The organism is Pseudomonas sp. CH61 (genome assembly GCF_059429415.1).
In genome coordinates this window covers 2,747,329-2,765,096 of record NZ_CM182098.1, presented here as the reverse complement: position 1 = coordinate 2,765,096, position 17,768 = coordinate 2,747,329, and the positions used below count along the sequence as shown (strand labels likewise).

19 protein-coding genes and 1 tRNA gene are annotated in these 17,768 nt (G+C 58.3%); 9 read left to right on the top strand and 11 right to left on the bottom strand.

Going from position 1 to position 17,768, the window contains the following annotated elements; translation table 11 throughout:
• Positions 1–353: 353 nt before the first annotated feature.
• The gene (locus AC5SEM_RS12315; RefSeq protein ID WP_495473133.1) at positions 354–518 is read right to left on the bottom strand and encodes a hypothetical protein; all 165 of its coding nucleotides are present in this window, start codon (positions 516–518) and stop codon (positions 354–356) included.
• A gap of 146 nt (positions 519–664) precedes the next feature.
• On the opposite strand from AC5SEM_RS12315, the gene AC5SEM_RS12310 reads away from it, so the two are divergent.
• Entirely contained in the window at positions 665–1,009 is a 345-nt protein-coding gene (locus AC5SEM_RS12310; protein WP_495473132.1) for a hypothetical protein, read from the top strand.
• 92 nt (positions 1,010–1,101) lie between these two features.
• Here the strand turns inward: AC5SEM_RS12310 and AC5SEM_RS12305 are convergent, their stop codons facing one another.
• The 4 genes from AC5SEM_RS12305 to AC5SEM_RS12290 form a co-directional block, all read right to left on the bottom strand.
• Entirely contained in the window at positions 1,102–1,302 is a 201-nt protein-coding gene (locus AC5SEM_RS12305) for a hypothetical protein (RefSeq protein WP_495473131.1), read from the bottom strand.
• Positions 1,303–1,652: 350 nt separating this feature from the next.
• Positions 1,653–2,303, bottom strand: coding sequence for a hypothetical protein (locus tag AC5SEM_RS12300; RefSeq protein ID WP_495473130.1), 651 nt, complete (start codon positions 2,301–2,303; stop codon positions 1,653–1,655).
• 241 nt (positions 2,304–2,544) lie between these two features.
• The gene (locus tag AC5SEM_RS12295) at positions 2,545–2,784 is read right to left on the bottom strand and encodes a hypothetical protein (protein WP_495473129.1); all 240 of its coding nucleotides are present in this window, start codon (positions 2,782–2,784) and stop codon (positions 2,545–2,547) included.
• Between the two features lie 211 nt (positions 2,785–2,995).
• Positions 2,996–3,083: transfer RNA gene (locus AC5SEM_RS12290), tRNA-Ser, on the bottom strand.
• 122 nt (positions 3,084–3,205) lie between these two features.
• Between AC5SEM_RS12290 and AC5SEM_RS12285 the strand changes: the two genes are divergently transcribed.
• Entirely contained in the window at positions 3,206–3,877 is a 672-nt protein-coding gene (locus AC5SEM_RS12285) for a Bax inhibitor-1/YccA family protein (RefSeq protein WP_008081508.1), read from the top strand.
• Between the two features lie 78 nt (positions 3,878–3,955).
• On the opposite strand, the gene AC5SEM_RS12280 is transcribed toward AC5SEM_RS12285, so the two are convergent.
• Together AC5SEM_RS12280 and AC5SEM_RS12275 are read right to left on the bottom strand one after the other, a co-directional pair.
• Positions 3,956–4,273: a YceK/YidQ family lipoprotein gene (locus tag AC5SEM_RS12280; protein WP_495473128.1), complete on the bottom strand. Its 318-nt coding sequence runs from the start codon at positions 4,271–4,273 to the stop codon at positions 3,956–3,958.
• Positions 4,274–4,330: 57 nt separating this feature from the next.
• Complete coding sequence (locus AC5SEM_RS12275) at positions 4,331–4,768, bottom strand: Lrp/AsnC family transcriptional regulator (protein WP_116032466.1); 438 nt, start codon at positions 4,766–4,768, stop codon at positions 4,331–4,333.
• A gap of 138 nt (positions 4,769–4,906) precedes the next feature.
• Between AC5SEM_RS12275 and AC5SEM_RS12270 the strand changes: the two genes are divergently transcribed.
• On the top strand, positions 4,907–5,800 hold the full coding sequence (locus AC5SEM_RS12270) for a DMT family transporter (RefSeq protein ID WP_495473127.1): 894 nt from the start codon (positions 4,907–4,909) through the stop codon (positions 5,798–5,800).
• A 3-nt stretch (positions 5,801–5,803) separates the two neighbouring features.
• Here AC5SEM_RS12270 and AC5SEM_RS12265 read toward each other — a convergent pair whose 3' ends face one another.
• From AC5SEM_RS12265 to AC5SEM_RS12250, 4 genes are all read right to left on the bottom strand, one after another.
• Positions 5,804–6,844, bottom strand: coding sequence for an FUSC family protein (locus AC5SEM_RS12265; protein WP_495473465.1), 1,041 nt, complete (start codon positions 6,842–6,844; stop codon positions 5,804–5,806).
• Positions 6,845–6,905: 61 nt separating this feature from the next.
• Positions 6,906–7,865 carry an HlyD family secretion protein gene (locus AC5SEM_RS12260; RefSeq protein WP_077572665.1) on the bottom strand — a complete coding sequence of 320 codons (960 nt, stop codon included), beginning with the start codon at positions 7,863–7,865 and terminating at the stop codon, positions 6,906–6,908.
• A 5-nt stretch (positions 7,866–7,870) separates the two neighbouring features.
• The gene (locus AC5SEM_RS12255) at positions 7,871–8,221 is read right to left on the bottom strand and encodes a DUF3302 domain-containing protein (RefSeq protein ID WP_116032458.1); all 351 of its coding nucleotides are present in this window, start codon (positions 8,219–8,221) and stop codon (positions 7,871–7,873) included.
• A 130-nt stretch (positions 8,222–8,351) separates the two neighbouring features.
• Positions 8,352–9,977: an NADP-dependent glyceraldehyde-3-phosphate dehydrogenase gene (locus AC5SEM_RS12250; RefSeq protein WP_495473126.1), complete on the bottom strand. Its 1,626-nt coding sequence runs from the start codon at positions 9,975–9,977 to the stop codon at positions 8,352–8,354.
• A 390-nt stretch (positions 9,978–10,367) separates the two neighbouring features.
• On the opposite strand from AC5SEM_RS12250, the gene AC5SEM_RS12245 reads away from it, so the two are divergent.
• From AC5SEM_RS12245 to AC5SEM_RS12220, 6 genes are all read left to right on the top strand, one after another.
• Entirely contained in the window at positions 10,368–10,736 is a 369-nt protein-coding gene (locus AC5SEM_RS12245; protein ID WP_495473125.1) for a c-type cytochrome, read from the top strand.
• 76 nt (positions 10,737–10,812) lie between these two features.
• Positions 10,813–12,141 carry a D-arabinono-1,4-lactone oxidase gene (locus AC5SEM_RS12240; protein ID WP_495473464.1) on the top strand — a complete coding sequence of 443 codons (1,329 nt, stop codon included), beginning with the start codon at positions 10,813–10,815 and terminating at the stop codon, positions 12,139–12,141.
• 74 nt (positions 12,142–12,215) lie between these two features.
• Positions 12,216–13,424 carry a DSD1 family PLP-dependent enzyme gene (locus AC5SEM_RS12235; protein WP_495473463.1) on the top strand — a complete coding sequence of 403 codons (1,209 nt, stop codon included), beginning with the start codon at positions 12,216–12,218 and terminating at the stop codon, positions 13,422–13,424.
• A 261-nt stretch (positions 13,425–13,685) separates the two neighbouring features.
• Positions 13,686–14,297 carry a transposase gene (locus tag AC5SEM_RS12230; RefSeq protein ID WP_495473124.1) on the top strand — a complete coding sequence of 204 codons (612 nt, stop codon included), beginning with the start codon at positions 13,686–13,688 and terminating at the stop codon, positions 14,295–14,297.
• 56 nt (positions 14,298–14,353) lie between these two features.
• A complete protein-coding gene (locus AC5SEM_RS12225) occupies positions 14,354–15,952 on the top strand; it encodes a ShlB/FhaC/HecB family hemolysin secretion/activation protein (RefSeq protein ID WP_495473123.1) in 1,599 nt (532 codons plus the stop codon).
• Positions 15,953–15,966: 14 nt separating this feature from the next.
• On the top strand, positions 15,967–17,763 hold the full coding sequence (locus AC5SEM_RS12220) for a DUF2341 domain-containing protein (protein WP_495473122.1): 1,797 nt from the start codon (positions 15,967–15,969) through the stop codon (positions 17,761–17,763).
• Positions 17,764–17,768: the final 5 nt, after the last annotated feature.

The following is a 17,768-nucleotide window of genomic DNA, read 5'->3' as shown; positions in this document are numbered from 1 at the left end:
GACTCGCCGGCTGATTTGATTCGTAGAGCAGGGGTGTAGTGCAAACTGACAAATGGTCTTGGTGTCGGCGTGGAGTAACCTAATCTTCAAGGGCGGTTCCCGTATACAAGGAGGTCATCATGTCAAAAAGTGGCGGCGGTAAAGGCGCTGGCGGTAGTGGTGGGTCAGGTAAGGGGGCAGGCGGCTCCTCCCGAGGCCCGTCCAGTCATCCCGGCCCGGGTGGTAATTGGCCAAGCACCACCGGTGGAGTATCTGGAAACAATAGAGGTAATGCTCCATCTGCACCTAGCAAAAAAGGCTGACATTTAAGCATAAGGATTTGTCCTGCCCTCAGCGCAATAGGTGAGGGCGGGTCACGCGCGTCGAACTTTGAAATAGAGCGTCACCTTGATGCTGTGGCAGTAATCTTCAAGCCGTTCATAGGCCATGTATTTGGGCTGACCTTGAGTTGCGGCCAAGACGCTGACCAAATGCTCGCGCACGTGTTTGCGGTTGTAGTTGCTCGCAGATTTCTCCATGCATGCACCACTCTCTGTGATCGGCTGCAGTATGGTGCTACTTTCTGAGGGTATGAGTGACGAGTGAGGTGCCGGCCACGGAGCCGGTCTCAATTGCATAATTTGACTTTAAGATCAGCCTGGGTTGGCTGATTCCGGGGGGAACCATGCCTAGAGCAGAAGTGGATCATCAGTGGACGCGTATCTATGACCTTCACGGCGAGTACATTGGAAAGATCGCGGTTTGTGAGAAAGTGGATGAGGTGTGGCGGGTATTAGAAAAACTTGAACGGGCCGAGCAAACTGATGCAAACAAGCAACTTCACCTTGAACTTCGCCGTGTTCATTCTGCGTTGATTCGTTGTCGGCAGTTTATCTGCAAGGAGTTAGAGCTCACTCATGACGATTTTCACATCAACTACCGTTTTGCGACGGATTCGATGATTAGCATTCAGGGGGCCGTGGACGAGTTCCTTGTGGCATGGGAGGCTGCTTTGCATTCACCCGCATAGCGCATGTGCTCGAGGCTTAGCTCGTCAAGTTGTCGCGCTTGCTTTCGCGATATTTCAAAAGCTGGCGCGTCAGGTTTTTGCAGTTAGCTGGATCATGACTCATGCGAGTCAAGCTTTGCCGCCATTCGTTTTCCTGCTTCTGGAATCATCCGCGCCACGTTTTCGCCTATCTGCACTTTGTGGCGCGGACTGCCAATTGCCTGATACGACAGCGTTGGCCCGAGCGCATGAGCGTTCAGAATTAGGTTCTGCACCGCTTCGCTGATTTGCCCGATACCGTTCCAGGTCATCATTCTTCAAGCTTCTCCCGGGTGCCCAGCCGTTGCCGGTGCCGCAACTCCTTTTCCTCGTACTCGATCCGCTTCTCGGCGGCTTTCGGGTCCAGCCAGGTTTGTAACGGTTAGCTTCCAAAGTCCGAAATCAGTTTCGACAAAGTAAATTGAAGTCATGGCTAAGTACCATTGCGATGCCGCCCCCACTCGGGTTTGCGTGATACAGCTTGCGCGGATCCTAAGGCGCGTGCTCTAACGCTACGGAGCACCCCTACTTGACGAATCGGCACTGTCAGAACATCCGCAGCGCCACCCCAATTATTTACGGAAGATATTTTATAGACCCGGAAAACTAAGCTGATTGCAATTTTTCAACCAAGTTGCGGAAAATAGCTAAAGGAAATATTATTAGTGGGTGAGTTTTGGTTCATATACTGCTCTGCACCACGGCCATTGTGAGCAAAGCTCCCAAAACCCTCCTTGAAATTAACTTCAAAGTGTATGGATGGGTATTGCTGAGCAAGATGAACCAACTTGCCAAAACAACCTACCCCTGGGCCTAGACTATTACTTGCCTTGGAATCTCTTTCAGCCACACAGGGGCTCCAAGAAACAGAAATTTGAGCAGTCGCTACATTTGAAATCCCCCCCGCGATGGTTAAGCAGATGGGGAAATCTTGAATTAAAAATTCTTCCGAATGCCCTTTTTGCCGATACCCTGGAGTTCCTACCCTAGAAGAAGCCACATGATCGGCGAGAAAATTTCGAAGTTTATAAGATGCATTCTGAAACGACCGATTATTAGCCATATTCTGCTGGAATTGCTGCCCAGGAAATGTCTCGGCCCTCGCAATATGAACGGCTTCTCCCTCCTCGCTCCCCCAGACAAAAAATGGGCTAGAAATATTTCCTGTATGATCCTGAAAAAACATTAGGGACGCTACTTTTAGATTCTGCGACCTAATCCTGTCCCATTCATCATATGCAGAAAAAACATTATTATATTCATTATAATATGGCATTCCATTACCTATAATTATGTGGGACGTAACTGACGAGCCAAATTCTCTATCAGTGAATTGCTCAAGCCTACATTTCTGGCTTGAGATTGTGCTAATTAAAGTGGTTGAAAAGCCGCTAAAAATCAAGTGGCTAACTCTTGGCACTCCTCCTTACACTCGGCGATTCGACTGGGGCGGTGCGCTTGACAGGGGCAGTATCCGGAAACGAGGCCTGATTTCGTCGTCTTCGCCCCTGCAAACCCTATCTGGTGGAATCCACAGCCGTTGGGCGTCTGTCAGGCGTCATCAACACGACCAGTGTCATCTTGATGAACTCCTCGTTTTTGTCGATTGTCCAGAGGGCGCCGCGAACGTTTTCGGCTACATCGGCGGACCCGCGCTGCTCGACCCAGTTCAACAATTCCATGATGGCGGCTTCGAGGGCGAGTTGGTTTTCGTTGATTTTGAAGAGCAGGGAAGGGAGTAGGTCGGAGTTGGGCATTTTTGGTGTCCTTGGCAGCCAAGGAATCACCGCAGCACCGTTTTACATGAAGAGTGTTTTAACGATTGGCAGGACGCCGGAGAGGGGAAAACTCGGTCGAGTTATGGAGCGCGTCCACAAAAATTATGGAACGCATTCGGCTAGGCGGAAATTTTTCAGGATGCCAGAAACGACAAAGCCCTGAATAATCAGGGCTTTGTCGTACATAAGATGGCGGAGGCGATGGGATTCGAACTCATGGACCTGTTACAGTCGACGGTTTTCAAGACCGTTGCCTTAAACCACTCGGCCACACCTCCGTTGCGTTGCGGGCGCCATAATACCTGAATGAAACACACTGTCAAACTCTCTGCATGGCTTGTTACAGAGCGTCTGTTATGATCTTTGCGACTGAACGTTTCAAACCAACAGGAGTGTCGCCATGCGCGAACAGGATTACGCAGTTAATAACAGCGTGCAGGCTGAGCAGCTAGAGGTTAGCCGCGTCCTGCGCAACACTTACGGCCTACTGGCTCTGACCCTCGCATTCAGCGGCGTCATGGCTTTCGTCGCACAGCAGATGCGTGTTGGCTACCCGAATATTTTCGTGGTGCTGATTGGCTTCTACGGGCTGTTCTTCCTCACCAACAAGCTGCGTGATTCCGCGTGGGGCCTGGTGTCCGCTTTTGCGCTGACCGGTTTCATGGGTTTCCTGCTCGGCCCGATCCTCAACCGTTACCTGGGCATGCAGGGCGGCGCTGAAGTGGTCAGCTCGGCGTTTGCGATGACCGCGCTGGTGTTTGGTGGTCTGTCGGCCTACGTGCTGATCACCCGCAAGGACATGAGCTTCCTCGGTGGTTTCATCACCGCTGGTTTCTTCGTGTTGCTGGGTGCAACGCTGGCGAGCTTCTTCTTCCAGATCAGCGGCCTGCAACTGGCGATCAGCGCAGGTTTCGTGCTGTTCTCGTCGGTGTGCATCCTGTTCCAGACCAGCGCCATCATCCACGGCGGCGAGCGCAACTACATCATGGCGACCATCAGCCTGTATGTATCGATCTACAACCTGTTCATCAGCTTGTTGCAGATCTTCGGCATCATGAGCCGCGACGACTGATCGCTGGCTGTGAAATAACAAAAAACCCGCTACGGCGGGTTTTTTGTTGTCTGCAGGAATGCGTGTGCCTGGAGCTATTCAATTGATCACGATGCTGCCGTCAGTCTGTTGCTTGTAGACGGTGTAGGGCAGCAACAAAGTATCGAGCACCCCGGAAGCCACCGCATCAATCGCCCAGCCAGGCAGGGCGGCGTTGTACTTGTTACCTTCGTCTATCGGCGCATGCAGGCTACAAAAGTCATACATCACACCGCTGTAGATCCTCGGCACCGCCCCGCAATAGGATTTGTTCGATCTCAAATCGTCCACGGCGACCTGGTCGTCGCGCATGACCGTTTGCACTGTCCCGCAACCACTCAACACTAATGCGCTCAGCATCATTGCCTGAACTTTCATACCGCCAATCCTTCGCCGGAAAAACCTCAATCTACGCTGAACGTGCAGCAAATGCACTTAGGCCATCGGCGGCAAACGACGCTTCACCGGCGTCTTCTTGACGATTGCAGTGTTGGTTTCGGCCAAGGTATTGAGTCGGTCGAGCAGGGTGTCCAGTTGTTCCATCGAGCGCACGTGCAGGCGAGCGATAAAGCAGTCCTCGCCGGTGACCTTGTCGCACTCGGTGAATTCGGGAATTGCCTGAATCTGCCGTTCGACTTCCTGCAACTGCCCTGGCAGTGGGCGCACCCGCACGATTGCCTGCAACTGATAACCGAAGCACTTCGGATCTATCTCGACGGTGTAGCCCTTGAGCACACCGCGCTCCTCCAGTCGGCGTAAACGCTCGGCCACGCTCGGTGAAGACAATCCGCTGATCTGCGCCAGTGCTTTGAGTGAACGCCGAGAATCTTCCATGAGGGCGCTGATAAGAATCTGGTCGATATCGTCGGTCATGGCGTAACTCCAGAATTAGGTGATTTCAAATAATCACCCTTGATAAAAAAGGCAGATCAGCAGTTTAGCCTGCCTTTTGCTCTGGAGTGACAGGATGTTCGCTTGGCATACTTTTCACACAAACTCTGGAGATAGATGATGGACAACACAATCCGTCGCGGCTCATTCGAAATGACCGCCGCCATGCTGATATCCGGGACGATCGGCTGGTTCGTGCTGGTCTCCGGGCAACCGGTGCTGGACGTGGTGTTCTGGCGCTGCGTGTTCGGTGCCGGCACCTTGTTGTTGATCTGTGCCGCTTTCGGCTTTCTGCGCCCGGGCATTCTGACCCGCAGCACATTTTTGCTCGCGGTGATGAGCGGGATGGCAATTGTCGGTAACTGGGTGTTGTTGTTTGCCTCGTACTCCCGCGCTTCGATTGCCATCGGCACGGCGGTGTACAACGTGCAGCCGTTCATGCTGGTCGGGTTGGCGGCGCTGTTTCTCGGCGAAAAAATCACTCTGCAAAAGCTGTTCTGGCTGGCGATTTCCTTCATGGGCATGCTGGCGATCGTCAGCGCCCATGGCACTCAGGGTGAGAGCGGCAACGACTATCTGATGGGCATTGCATTAGCCTTGGGTGCGGCGTTTCTATATGCCATTGCCGCACTGATCATCAAGCGCCTGACCGGCACGCCGCCGCATCTGATTGCATTGATTCAAGTCTGCACCGGGATTTTGCTGCTGGCGCCGTTCGCGCATTTCAGCGCGTTGCCGCAAGCGCCGAGTGCCTGGGCCAGTCTGGTGACGCTGGGCATCGTTCACACCGGTCTGATGTATGTTCTGCTGTACGGCGCGATCCAGAAATTGCCGACGGCATTGACCGGCGCGCTGTCATTCATCTACCCGATTGCGGCGATCTTCGTCGACTGGTTCGCGTTCGGCCATCGCCTGGAAACCCTGCAATGGCTCGGCGTGGCGGCAATCCTGCTGGCCGCTGCCGGCATGCAACAGGGCTGGGGCCTGAAGCGCCGGCGACTGGCCGCGCAGTAACCCTCAGATGTTCCAGCGCGGTGCGGTTTTCGCCAGGCGCTGGCGCATCTCGCCGATGTTCGCCGCCAGTTGCCGGGTCAACAGTCGGTAGCCATCCAGCGTGCTGTAAACCGGCGCATCGAGGTTGACTTCCGGCAACTCCAGCGGCTTGTCCAGGCGTTGCGAAGCGCCGGTTTTCAACGCCCGGGCCATGCCGATCAGTTGCACGCGAATCTGCCGGTGCTCGGCCTTCAGCGCAGATTGCAAATGCGCCATGGCTTCTGGATCGTTGGCATCCGGTCGCGTGTTGCCAAGGATCTCCAATGTGCTGATGCACATGCGCAGGTTGCGCTGAATCGCATCGAGTTCGGTCATGGAAATCTTCACTTCCTTGGACACCGACGGCATCAGCGAGCGCAATTGCACCATCACCGCGCCGAGTCGTCCCATCAACTTCAAATGCTCGTCGGCGCTGACCGGTTGGCCGCTGATGATCCGCCCATACACCGTGGCGCAATCGCGCAGCGCATCGGCGAGGTTGTAGCGCCACGAATACACCGCGTAGAGCGGCAGGGCGAAAGAGAAGGCCAGAGCGAGGGCGATACCGATGAGGATGTCGACCCCACGCCACAAGCCGTCGGTGATCGGATTGTCGCCATGCCCGGCGACGATGAACACGGTAATCGCCGAAAGCAGGGCGGTGTAGCCACCCTTGCCGATGGCGTGATAGGAGAAGAAACCGCAGACCACCGCCATCGCAAAATACGTCAACCACGGCATGCCAAGCCATGCCTGCTGCGCCACCAGCAGCAATCCGACGCCGGCACCGATCAAGGTACCGGTGGCGCGTTCGGCAGCTTTTTTGCCGATGTTGCCGTGGTGCTGCAAACCACCGATCACCACCAGCATGGTCACCGAGGCCCATTCGCCGTGGGGCAGGTTGATGCCGGTGGTCAGCAGGATCGTTGCCAGCAAGCCGAGGGCCACGCGCACCGCATGAATCAGCCGCGCGTGCCGGTAACGTCGATAAGGATCAAGCAACGGACGCAGGACACGGCGCAGCAGGGGCGGAAGTCGATGGGTGCTGTAAGTACTCAGTGCGGGCCTCTCGTGATTGGGCTTCAGGTCAATGGAAAGGGAAAATGTAATTCATCCATGCTGCCATACGCAGAAGGATTTTGCGCATCGTGCCTATATGGTGGAAGTGTTGGCTGTACAACGCCGCCTGTCCGTAGGCACCACCCGGCATCAATTTGCTGTACTGGGCGAAGTCCGGATCGGTGATCTCAATGATCACCGGCACGCGCCCGGCCGGTGGCGAACCGGTATAGCCGATCAACGTGCCTGACGGTTGCACCTGGCCTTCGGCAATCACCCCGATGACATTCTTCACCCGACCGGCGAACACCTTGCCGGGAATGCCATCGAACGCGACTTCCGCCTCGTCGCCTACGGTCAAACGCAGCAGGCTGTTCTGGCGCATCCACGCGGCGAAGTATTGGCCTTCCTCGGGAATGAACACCATCGACGGACGCAATGGCAACTTGCTCGCCATCATCCCCGGCCGTAGCGAAACATGGGTGACGAAGCCCTTGCTCGGCGCGCGAACGGTGGTGTTGTCCAGCTCGAACTGGGCGTTGTCGAGTTGCGCTTGCAGGTCGTCGGTGCGGGCGATGGCGGCATCCAGTTCACGCTGGGTGCCGAAGTTGCGCCGGATCAGTTCGGTGATGCGATAGCGGTCACCCTTGGCGGCGATCAATTGCGCCTTGAGCGATTTCACCCGGTTTTGAAACGGTGTGGGGTCGATGCGAAACAGCACATCGCCTTTTTCCAGTGGCTCGTTACCCTTCACCGGCACGTCGATCACCTGGCCGCTGACGATGGGAATCACCGGCACAGACACGAAGTAAGTGCGCGCCACCTCGGAGTAGGGATGGTTGTAGTTCATGGTGAAAATCAAGGCGCCGATCAGCAGGATGCCGCCCAGTACGGCGGTGGGTACCGTCCATTTGTTCAGCGGGATACGGAAGATCTTGAATACTGCGACGCAGAACGCGGCGTAAGTCAGGATAAGCAGCAGGTCCATGGCGTTCAGCCCTCCCTGTTGTGGGGGGCAGGGGCGTTCAGTGCTTCGAGTCGTTCGATGCGACCTTGCAGTTCGACCACCTGTTGCTCCAGGTGAACCACATGGTTTTGCACAGATTTACCGTCACCGAACCCCCAGCCGCGATCTTCTCGATAGGCCATCGCCCAGATCCACAGGAAAGGCCAGAGCGCATGCAATGTGAACAGACTGACCCAGCCAGTGGCATGGATCGCATCCTGATGCGGGTGTTTACGATGAACAGCAATCTCATAGGGAATGTCGTGCAACACGATGATCCCGTAAAACAGTACGAGCCCGGCAAACACCAAAACCCCTAGCGCAAAGTAATCCAGCATGGTCAAGCTCCCGGCATCCAGCACAGTGCTGGCATCAGTGTAGACACTGATTTGCCGGGCGCTTGACGACTTTGGATCAGAAGCGGATGCCGTCGCCTTTTTGCTTGTTCACGATCCCGCTGACAGTCGATCAGAAGATGTAATCGGTGGTCAGGAAGCTCGAATCACGCCCCCGAATGATTTCGCTGATCAGGTCCTTGTTGCTGTCCTGAAACTTGGTTGCCACCAGCGTACGGATCGAGAACACGCGCAACGCATCGTGCACCGACAGCGTACCTTCCGCCGAATTCTTGCGGCCGTTGAACGGGTAAGTATCCGGGCCGCGCTGGCATTGCGCGTTGAGGTTGATCCGCCCGACCTGGTTGGCAAAGGTGTCAACCAGACGGCCGACCGCCACCGGGTTGGTGCCGAAGATGCTCAACTGCTGGCCGAAATCCGACTCCAGTACATAGTCGATCACGGTATCGAGATGACGGTACGGCACGATCGGCACGACCGGGCCGAATTGCTCTTCCTGATAGACGCGCATCTGCGGATTCACCGGGTACAGCACCGCCGGGTAGAAGAACGATTCGCGGGATTCGCCGCCATGGGGGTTGACCACTTCGGCCCCCTTTGCACGCGCGTCAGCCACCAAGCCATGCAGATAATCGACCTTGCCCGACTCCGGCAGTGGCGTCAGCGACACACCGCTGTCCCACGGCATGCCCGGTTTCAGCGTGGCCAGTTTGGCGTTGAATTTTTCGATGAAACTGTCGACCACGTCTTCATGCACGAAGAGGATTTTCAGTGCGGTGCAGCGCTGACCATTGAACGAAAGTGAACCGGTCACGGCCTCGCTGACCGCGTTGTCGAGATCGACTTCCGGCAAAACGATGCCCGGGTTTTTCGCATCCAGGCCCAGTGCGGCGCGCAAACGGTGTGGTTTCGGGTGCAGTTTTTTCAGGTCGCTGGCGGCCTTGTTGGTGCCGATAAAGGCGAAGATGTCGATCTTGCCGCTGGCCATCAGTGCGCTGACGGTTTCGCGGCCGCTGCCGTAGATCACGTTGATCACGCCGGTGGGGAAGCTGTCGCGGAACGCTTCGAGCAACGGACGGATCAGCAACACACCGAGCTTGGCCGGTTTGAACACCACGGTGTTACCCATGATCAGCGCCGGAATCAGCGTGGTGAAGGTCTCGTTCAGCGGGTAGTTGTAAGGTCCCATGCACAGCGCTACGCCGAGCGGCACGCGGCGGATCTGCCCAAGGGTGTCCTGCTCCAGCTCGAAACGGCTGGAGCGGCGGTCGAGTTCCTTGAGCGCGTTGATGGTGTCGACGATGTAGTCGCAGGTGCGGTCGAACTCTTTTTCCGAGTCCTTGAGGTTCTTGCCTATTTCCCACATCAGCAACTTGACCACGGCATCGCGCTGTTGGCGCATGCGGCCGAGGAAGGCTTCGACGTGCTGAATGCGTTCGGCCACGCGCATGGTCGGCCACAGGCCCTGGCCACGGTCGTAGGCGCGGACGGCGGCGTCGAGGGCGGTGAGGGCGGTCTCGGCATCGAGCAACGGCGTGCTGCCGAGGATGACTTGTTCGTCGCCATTGTCACCTTTGAGATAGACCGGGCTGCGCACGGTGGCGAGCGGGCCGTCCCAGCGGCGCAACTGGCCGTCGACCAGGTATTCGCGTTGCTCGACCTGAGCGTCGAGGCGGTATTTTTCCGGGATGTCGCTGACAGAAGGGAACAGATTGCCAAGGATGTTTGCTGTGGTCATGTCGCTACCCCGTGTTGATGTCCGTATGCAGATCAAAAAGCCTTCACAGGTTATACGCCTGAATGCGCCGGAATTTAAACCCGCAAATGTCACCGGAATGTCACGCAAAGGCGCACAGCAGAGCGGTGATCCCACCGAAAACCCTGTAGGAGCTGCCGAAGGCTGCGATCTTTTGATGATCGTTCCCACGCTCTGCGTGGGAATGCAGCCCGGGACGCTCTGCGTCCCATTGGAACGCAGAGCGTCCCTTCAGGCATTCCCACGCAGAGCGTGGGAACGATCATCGGGGGAGAGGGCTGGCCCCGTTTGCCCCCCTCGCTGTCCCGCAATGCCCTCAAGCCTTTGCAGCCGCTGCCTTAAGGTGTGAGCACAACAATAAGCGAGGCCGTTATGCGGGCAATCCGACTCACTCTACTGCTGGCGTTGGCCATGGCGTTGGCCATGGCGCTGCATGGCTGCGGCGAAGACCCCAAACCCCCGGCCACCACCGATCATAACGCCACGCCCAAAGACCCGGCACTGGCGCAGATCTACGCCAACAGCTGCCAGCTCTGCCACGCCAACCCGGCCGCCAACGCACCACTGACCGGTGACCGCAAAGCCTGGGAACCGCGCATCCGGCAGGGCGCCGACACGCTGCTCGACCACGCCATCAACGGCTACAACGGCATGCCGCCGATGGGCCAGTGCGTCGAGTGTTCGGAAGAACAATTCCTGCAGTTGATCGGCTTCATGGCCGACCAGCCGCTCCCAGAATAAGGTGCCCGGCATGACCATGGATCTGACACGGCGTCAGTTGTTGCAACGGGCAAGTATTGTCGGCGCGTTCAGTGCGCTGGCGAGCCACCCGGCACTGGGCCAGTTGATGCGTGCGCCGCGTTTGATTCCGTGGCGCAACTGGTCAGGCGGGCAGAGTTGCCTGCCGGCGGCGCGACTGGCGCCGAAGAATCTTGATGAGCTGACGACGGTCATCAAGCAGGCACAAGGCAATATTCGCCCGGTCGGTTCGGCGCATTCCTTCAGCGCGCTGGTGCCCACCGATGGCACGCTGTTGTCGCTGAGCTACTTCAACGGTCTGCTCGATCACGATGCGAAAACCCTGCAAGCCGAATTCGCCGCCGGCACACCGATGTCACGCATGGGCCAGCCGCTGAAAGACATCGGCCAGGCTTTGCAGAACATGGCCGACATCGATTACCAGACCCTCGCCGGAGCCATTGCCACGTCGACCCACGGCACCGGCAAAAACTTCCAGTCCTACTCGGCGCACGTCTGCGGCATGCAACTCGTCACGGCCAGTGGCGAGGTGTTGGATTGCGACAGCCAACGCCATCCCGAAGTATTCAACGCTGCACGCGTCTCCCTCGGCGCCCTCGGTGTGGCAACAAAAATCCGCCTGCAAAACCGCCCGGCCTATCGCCTGCGCGAGCGCCAATGGATCGCCAAGACCGAAGAACTGCTGGAGGACATCGACCACAACACCCGAGAAAACCAGCACTGGGAAATGCTCGTCGTCACCCATTCCGATTACGCCTTGTCCATCGCCCTCAACGAAACCGATGACCCGGCCACACCACCGATTCCGCCCGAAGAGGAAGGTGGCAACGAGTTCGTCACTCTGATCGAAAAGATCGACAAGTACGGCAGCGACTTCCCCGACCTGCGCCGCACGCTGCTCAACAACTTGCGTCATCTGGCCAGTTTCGATGATCGCGTCGGCGACTCGTTCGACATCTACGCCAATGTGCGCACGGTGCGCTTCAACGAAATGGAATACTCAGTGCCCGCCGAGCATGGCCCAGCGTGCCTGCGCGAGATTCTCAAGCTGATTCAGGACAAGGATCTGCGCACCTGGTTTCCCATCGAGTACCGCTACGTCAAGGCTGACGATATCCCGCTGAGCATGTTCGAGGGCCGCGACAGCTGTTCGATCTCGGTGCACCAGCATTATCAGATGGATCATCACAACTTCTTCGCAGCGGTCGAGCCGATTTTCTGGAAGTACAACGGACGGCCGCATTGGGGCAAGTTGCACACGCTCAACGCGAAGAACCTGCAACCGCTGTATCCGCGCTGGCGCGAATTTGCCGATGTGCGCCAGGCGCTGGATCCCAGCGGACGGTTTCTCAATGCGCATTTGTCGTCGATTTTGGGGGTGAGCTGATGGCGGTCAATCGACGTAACTTTCTTCTCGGTACGTTGGGTGTCGGCGCTCTCTTGGTCGGTGTTGGCGCGTGGTTGCGCCCGGGGGATCACGGCGCGCCGTACAGCGACTATTTCCGCGCGCTGAACAAAGAATTGAAGGACAACGGGCCAATGCGCCCGGTGCTGTTGATCGACCTGGATCGGCTCGATCACAACATCGATGTGGTGATGCAATCGGTCAAACGCGGTGGCAAGCAATTGCGTTTGGTCGAGAAATCACTGCCTGCCCCGGGATTGTTGAGCTACATCGCCCAACGTGCCGGAACGCAAAAATTGATGTCGTTCCATCAGCCGTTTCTCAATCACGATGCGCAGGTGTTTCCGCAGTCGGATATTTTGCTCGGCAAGCCGTTACCGGTGCGCTCGGCAGCGCTGTTCTACCAAACCCACAAAGGCCCGTTTGATCCCGCGAAGCAACTGCAATGGCTGCTCGACGGGCCGCAGCGTTTGCAGCAATACCTCGCGCTGGCTCAGGGGTTAGGCACAAGGATGCGCATCAACATCGAACTGGACGTCGGCCTGCATCGCGGCGGCGTCAGTGATGTGAATGTCCTTGGGCAGATGCTCACGCTGATCAGCGCCAACCCCAAACATCTGGAATTCGCCGGATTCATGGGTTACGACCCGTTCGTGGGCATGGGCGTGCCGGGGATTCTTGGCTCGCCGGAGGAGCTGTTCGCCAAGGTCATGGTGATTTATCAGCGCTGTGTTGATTTCACCCACCAGCAGTTTCCCGCGTTGTGGCATGACGGTTTGTGCCTGAACACTGCCGGGAGCCCGAGTTATCGCATTCATGAAAACGAGAAGCTCAGCAGCGAGGTTTCGGTGGGCACGGCGATGCTCAAACCGACGCACTACGATTTGCCATCGCTGGACGAGCATGTGCCCGCGACCTATATCGCCACGCCCGTGTTGAAAAGCACTGGCGCGGTGAATATCCCGGCGCTGGATGACAAGTCGAAGCTGTTTTCGTGGTGGGACCAGAATCAGCGTCAGACCTTCTTCATCTATGGCGGTAACTGGATGGCCGAGTTCGAATCGCCGGCCGGTTTGCAAAGCAACAGCGTTTACGGGCGCAGTTCCAACCAAGAGATGGTCAACGGTTCCAATGCCGTGGGCCTGACCATCGAAGATCAAGTCTTCCTGCGCCCGACCCAGACCGAAGCCGTGCTCCTGCAATTCGGCGACCTGCTGGCCGTGCGCGGCGGCAAGATCGTCGACACCTGGCCGGTCTACACCTGACCCAAAATCACCACAAATCCCCTGTAGGAGTGAGCCTGCTCGCGATAGCGTCCTGTCAGTTGATATTTCTTTGGCTGACACACCGCTATCGCGAGCAGGCTCACTCCTGCATTGGATGTGTGTACACCCATACGCCGTAATGAAGCTTTTATGACAAAAGTTCGGTAGCACATCGCCAGTCCGGTCATGCCTATGTAACGCGCTTGAGGGGCCCAACGGGGCGCTTTTCACAAGCCGAGGCGGGACGCCGGGAGTGAGGCAATGGGGACTATGGAACGCTACTCGAAAGTGGGCATGCAGGAACTCGATCAACGCCTGTCGAAGATCGTCGAAGCCGCGCGCAAGAAGCCGGTTTCGGTGTATCGCTACGGCGCGCCGTGGGTCTGGATCGTCTCGCAGGATGACTGGCAGGGCGCCTTGAAAGAAGTGTCCAGCTACATTCCGCCGGGCCATTCGCTGGTGTTGCTGCGCCCGCAGATCGACGATTTGCTCGACGCCCACCGCGAGCTCCTGTACGACCTCAATGCCGAACCCGGCATGCTGATCCCCGCGCAAACCGTGATGCACATCCTGCTTCTGCAACTGCTGTATTCGGTGCCCAGCGAGCAGCAGCTTTACGAACAGCTCAATTACAACCTGCTGTTTCGCTGGTTCGTCGGTCTTGGCCTGAACCAGAAAGTCTGGAGCTTCAATGCCCTCAGTCGCGACATCGCCACGCTGCTCAACGAGCCGCGTGCGGTGCTGCTCATTCAAAAAATCATTGGCGAAGTGTTCTGCGGCGCGTTGCTGCAAATGCCCGAGTTCTCGCTGAACTTCGCGCTTTTGCACACGTGGCTGGGCAAACACGCCTGCGCCTCGACAGCCAGCAATTGACGCCATACACGCGGCGTTCGAAACGCCAACAGGTCATCGCGAATTCAGGGGGTAGTGTGGAACCGATTTTCAAGTCACGGCTGGCGCTGTGGGGCTGGCTGCTGGTGACGGCGGGCGCGCAGCCGGCGTTGGCCGAAGAGGCTGCGCAAAACGCAGCAGCGCAGCGTCTGGTCGACGTCAACGAATACTTCGTGCGCGGCAACACCGTGCTCGATGCGCGGGCGATCGAAGAGGCGGTGTACCCGTTTCTCGGTCCGCAAAAAGCCCTCACGGATATCGAAGGTGCTCGGGACGCGTTGCAAAAGGCCTATCAGCAACGTGGCTATCAGTCAGTGTTCGTCGAGCTGCCGGAGCAAGCGGTGGCCGACGGCATCGTCTACCTGCAAGTCAGCGAAACCAAGGTCGGCCGGGTGCGTGTGGTCGGCGCCAAACACTATTCGCCGCTGGACATCCGCGACGACGTCCCGGCGCTGAAGGAAGGCGAGGTGCCAGACTTCGCCAAGGTTCAGGGCGAACTCGCACAACTGAACAAAACCCCGGGCCGCCAGGTGATGCCGCTGGTGCGCGAAGGTCAGCGCCCCGGCACCATGGACGTCGATTTGCAGGTCGAAGATCAAAACCCGTGGACCGCCAGCGTCGGCCTCAACAACGACTACAGCGCCGACACGGAAAAGCTGCGCACGGTCACCAGCCTCGGTTACAACAACCTTTGGCAGCTCGGCCACAGCGTCAACCTGACGTTCTTCACCGCACCGCAAGAGACCGACAACGCCAAAGTCTGGTCGGGTTCGTACACCGCGCCGCTGACCGAGCGCTGGAGCGTGCAGTTCTCCGGTTACCAGTCCGACAGCAACGTCGCCACCATCGGTGGCAGCAACGTACTCGGCAAGGGCCATTCCTATGGTGTCTCGGCGATTTACACGTTGCCATCGAGCGGCAACTGGTCGAACTCGCTGTCCGCCGGCATCGACTTCAAAGACTTCGACGAACGCCTGACCCTGTCCGGCGAGAGCGACAAAGTCCCACTGCAATACGCGCCGTTTACCTTCGCCTACAACGGCTATCGCTACACCGAGAAGAGCCAGCTCGGACTCGGCCTGAGCCTGGTCGCCGCCACTCGCAGCATTTTCGGTTACGGCAGTTCCGACGAAGACTTCGACTACAAACGCTACCGCGCCAAACCGAGCTTCGCCGTACTCAAGGGCGACACCAATTACACCTGGACCTTCGACAGCGACTGGCAGAGCGCAAGCAAAGCCGCATTCCAACTCGCCTCGGGGCCACTGGTTTCCAACGAACAATTCTCCGCCGGCGGCGCCACTTCGGTGCGCGGCTATCTGGCTGCCGAACGCACCGGCGATGACGGCGTGCTGCTCAGTCAGGAAGTGCGCACGCCGTCGCTGGCCAAGTACGCCGGCACGTGGATGCAGGACTGGCGCTTCTATGCCTTTGCCGAAGGCGCACAACTTTACCTGCGCGACGAACTGCCGGATCAGGACGCCAATTACGCCCTGGCCAGCGTCGGCCTCGGCACCCGCGCCAGCCTGAGCAAATGGCTGTCCGGCAGCCTCGACTGGGGCTACCCGCTACTCGAAGGGCCGAACACCTCGAAGCAGGAATCGCGCCTGCACTTCAACCTTCAAGCCACTTTCTGACAAGGAGCACGTTCATGCAGCGCCTCTTCCTTTCGTTGTTGATCTGCCTGGGCTTCGTGCTCCCGGCCACGGCTCAGGCCTGGTGGCAGGACGACTGGCACTATCGCAAACAGATCGCCGTCGACACCACGCCCCAAGGCGCGGCGATCAATCAGGCTCTCGGCCGCACCGCGTTACTGGTACGCCTGCACACCGGTAATTTCACCTTTGATGGCGTGAAAGAGGACGGTTCGGATCTGCGCTTCGTCGCTGCCGATGACAAGACCGTGCTCAACCACCAGATCGAGAGTTTCGACGCACTGATGGGCATGGCGCTGATCTGGGTCGATGTGCCGAATGTTGAGGGCGGTCAGCGCCAGGACATCTGGATGTATTACGGCAATCAAAAGGCCCCGGCGACCGGCAACGGCCAACTGACGTTTGATCCGAATTACACCGCGCTGTATCACTTCGACGGCGCCACCGGCACCCCGGCCAAAGACACCACCGCCTACGGCAACACTGCGCAAAGCGCCACCGGCGCGGCGATTGACGGCGTCGTCGGGCGCGCGTTGCAGTTCAGCGGCCAGCCGTTGCTGCTACCGGCCAGTCCTTCGCTGCAACACAACGCCGGCAGTGCGTTCACCTTCAGTGCGTGGTTGCGTCTGGATCAGGCCAATGGCGAACAAATGATTCTCGCCCGTCGCGAAGGCGCCAACGGTCTGCTGGTCGGTGCCAATCAAGGCGTACCGTTTGTAGAAATCGATGGCCAACGCGCCGTCGCCACACAAGCGCTGAATCCCGGCCAATGGCAACACGTCGCGCTGACCGCCGAAGGGGCGAAAGTCACCCTGTTCATCAACGGTCGCGAAGCTGCCACGCTCGCCCAGGCGATGCCGGCCTTCAACTCGGTCATGGCCATCGGCGCTGACCTGCACGAAGGCCCGTTCCAGCCGTTTGTGGGCGCTATCGATGAATTGCGGCTGTCGAAAGTTTCTCGTCCGGCAGCGCTGTTGCTGGCCGACGCCACCTCGCAAGGCGCCGAGTCGAAACTGGTCGCTTACGGCGTCGATGAAGAGCAATCCGGTTTCGGTTTCGGCAGCCTCGGCTTTCTGCTCAACGCGGTGCCAATCGACGCCTGGGTGATCATCGCCGTGCTGGTGCTGATGATGTTCCAGTCGTGGATCATCATGCTGCGCAAGAACCGCTCCCTCAGCCGCGTGTCTGCTGCCAACGAAGACTTCCGCGTGCAATTCGCCAAGGTCGGCACGCGTCTGGAGATGTTCGCCGACGACGCGCAACTCGCCCAGCGTTTGCAGCATTCCTCGCTGTGGCGCCTGTATCTGGTGGCGGTCAAAGAGATCCGCACCCGTCGCGAGCAGGGCGCCGATACCTCCTCGGTATCCGCCGCCACCATCGAAGCCATCCGCTGCTCCATGGACGGCGTGCGCACCCGCGAAAACCAGCAACTGAGCTCGAAACTCTCGACCCTGTCCAACGCCATCGCCGGCGGCCCGTACATCGGCCTGCTCGGTACGGTGCTGGGGATCATGGTGGTGTTCCTCGGCACCGCAATGGCCGGTGACGTGAATATCAACGCCATCGCACCGGGTATGGCTGCTGCGTTGCTGGCCACGGCAATGGGTCTGTTCGTCGCGATCCCGGCGCTGTTTGGCTACAACCGCCTGATCACCCGCAACAAGGAAGTCAGCGCCGACATGCGCGTGTTCGTCGACGAGTTCATCACCCGTCTGGCGGAGATGCACGGCGAGAGCCAGTTCAGTGAGTCGGCGCATCGCGGCCATCACGCCAACCACTCCGTACCGGCCTGAGGAGC

What these genes read in the sequence shown, in the direction of transcription:
- AC5SEM_RS12315 (WP_495473133.1), bottom strand. Translation starts at nt 518, where the DNA reads ATGGAGAAATCTGCGAGCAACTACAACCGCAAACACGTGCGCGAGCAT.
- AC5SEM_RS12310 (WP_495473132.1), top strand. Translation starts at nt 665, where the DNA reads ATGCCTAGAGCAGAAGTGGATCATCAGTGGACGCGTATCTATGACCTT.
- AC5SEM_RS12305 (WP_495473131.1), bottom strand. Translation starts at nt 1,302, where the DNA reads ATGATGACCTGGAACGGTATCGGGCAAATCAGCGAAGCGGTGCAGAAC.
- AC5SEM_RS12300 (WP_495473130.1), bottom strand. Translation starts at nt 2,303, where the DNA reads ATGCCATATTATAATGAATATAATAATGTTTTTTCTGCATATGATGAA.
- AC5SEM_RS12295 (WP_495473129.1), bottom strand. Translation starts at nt 2,784, where the DNA reads ATGCCCAACTCCGACCTACTCCCTTCCCTGCTCTTCAAAATCAACGAA.
- AC5SEM_RS12285 (WP_008081508.1), top strand. Translation starts at nt 3,206, where the DNA reads ATGCGCGAACAGGATTACGCAGTTAATAACAGCGTGCAGGCTGAGCAG.
- AC5SEM_RS12280 (WP_495473128.1), bottom strand. Translation starts at nt 4,273, where the DNA reads ATGAAAGTTCAGGCAATGATGCTGAGCGCATTAGTGTTGAGTGGTTGC.
- AC5SEM_RS12275 (WP_116032466.1), bottom strand. Translation starts at nt 4,768, where the DNA reads ATGACCGACGATATCGACCAGATTCTTATCAGCGCCCTCATGGAAGAT.
- AC5SEM_RS12270 (WP_495473127.1), top strand. Translation starts at nt 4,907, where the DNA reads ATGGACAACACAATCCGTCGCGGCTCATTCGAAATGACCGCCGCCATG.
- AC5SEM_RS12260 (WP_077572665.1), bottom strand. Translation starts at nt 7,865, where the DNA reads ATGGACCTGCTGCTTATCCTGACTTACGCCGCGTTCTGCGTCGCAGTA.
- AC5SEM_RS12255 (WP_116032458.1), bottom strand. Translation starts at nt 8,221, where the DNA reads ATGCTGGATTACTTTGCGCTAGGGGTTTTGGTGTTTGCCGGGCTCGTA.
- AC5SEM_RS12250 (WP_495473126.1), bottom strand. Translation starts at nt 9,977, where the DNA reads ATGACCACAGCAAACATCCTTGGCAATCTGTTCCCTTCTGTCAGCGAC.
- AC5SEM_RS12245 (WP_495473125.1), top strand. Translation starts at nt 10,368, where the DNA reads ATGCGGGCAATCCGACTCACTCTACTGCTGGCGTTGGCCATGGCGTTG.
- AC5SEM_RS12230 (WP_495473124.1), top strand. Translation starts at nt 13,686, where the DNA reads ATGGGGACTATGGAACGCTACTCGAAAGTGGGCATGCAGGAACTCGAT.
- AC5SEM_RS12220 (WP_495473122.1), top strand. Translation starts at nt 15,967, where the DNA reads ATGCAGCGCCTCTTCCTTTCGTTGTTGATCTGCCTGGGCTTCGTGCTC.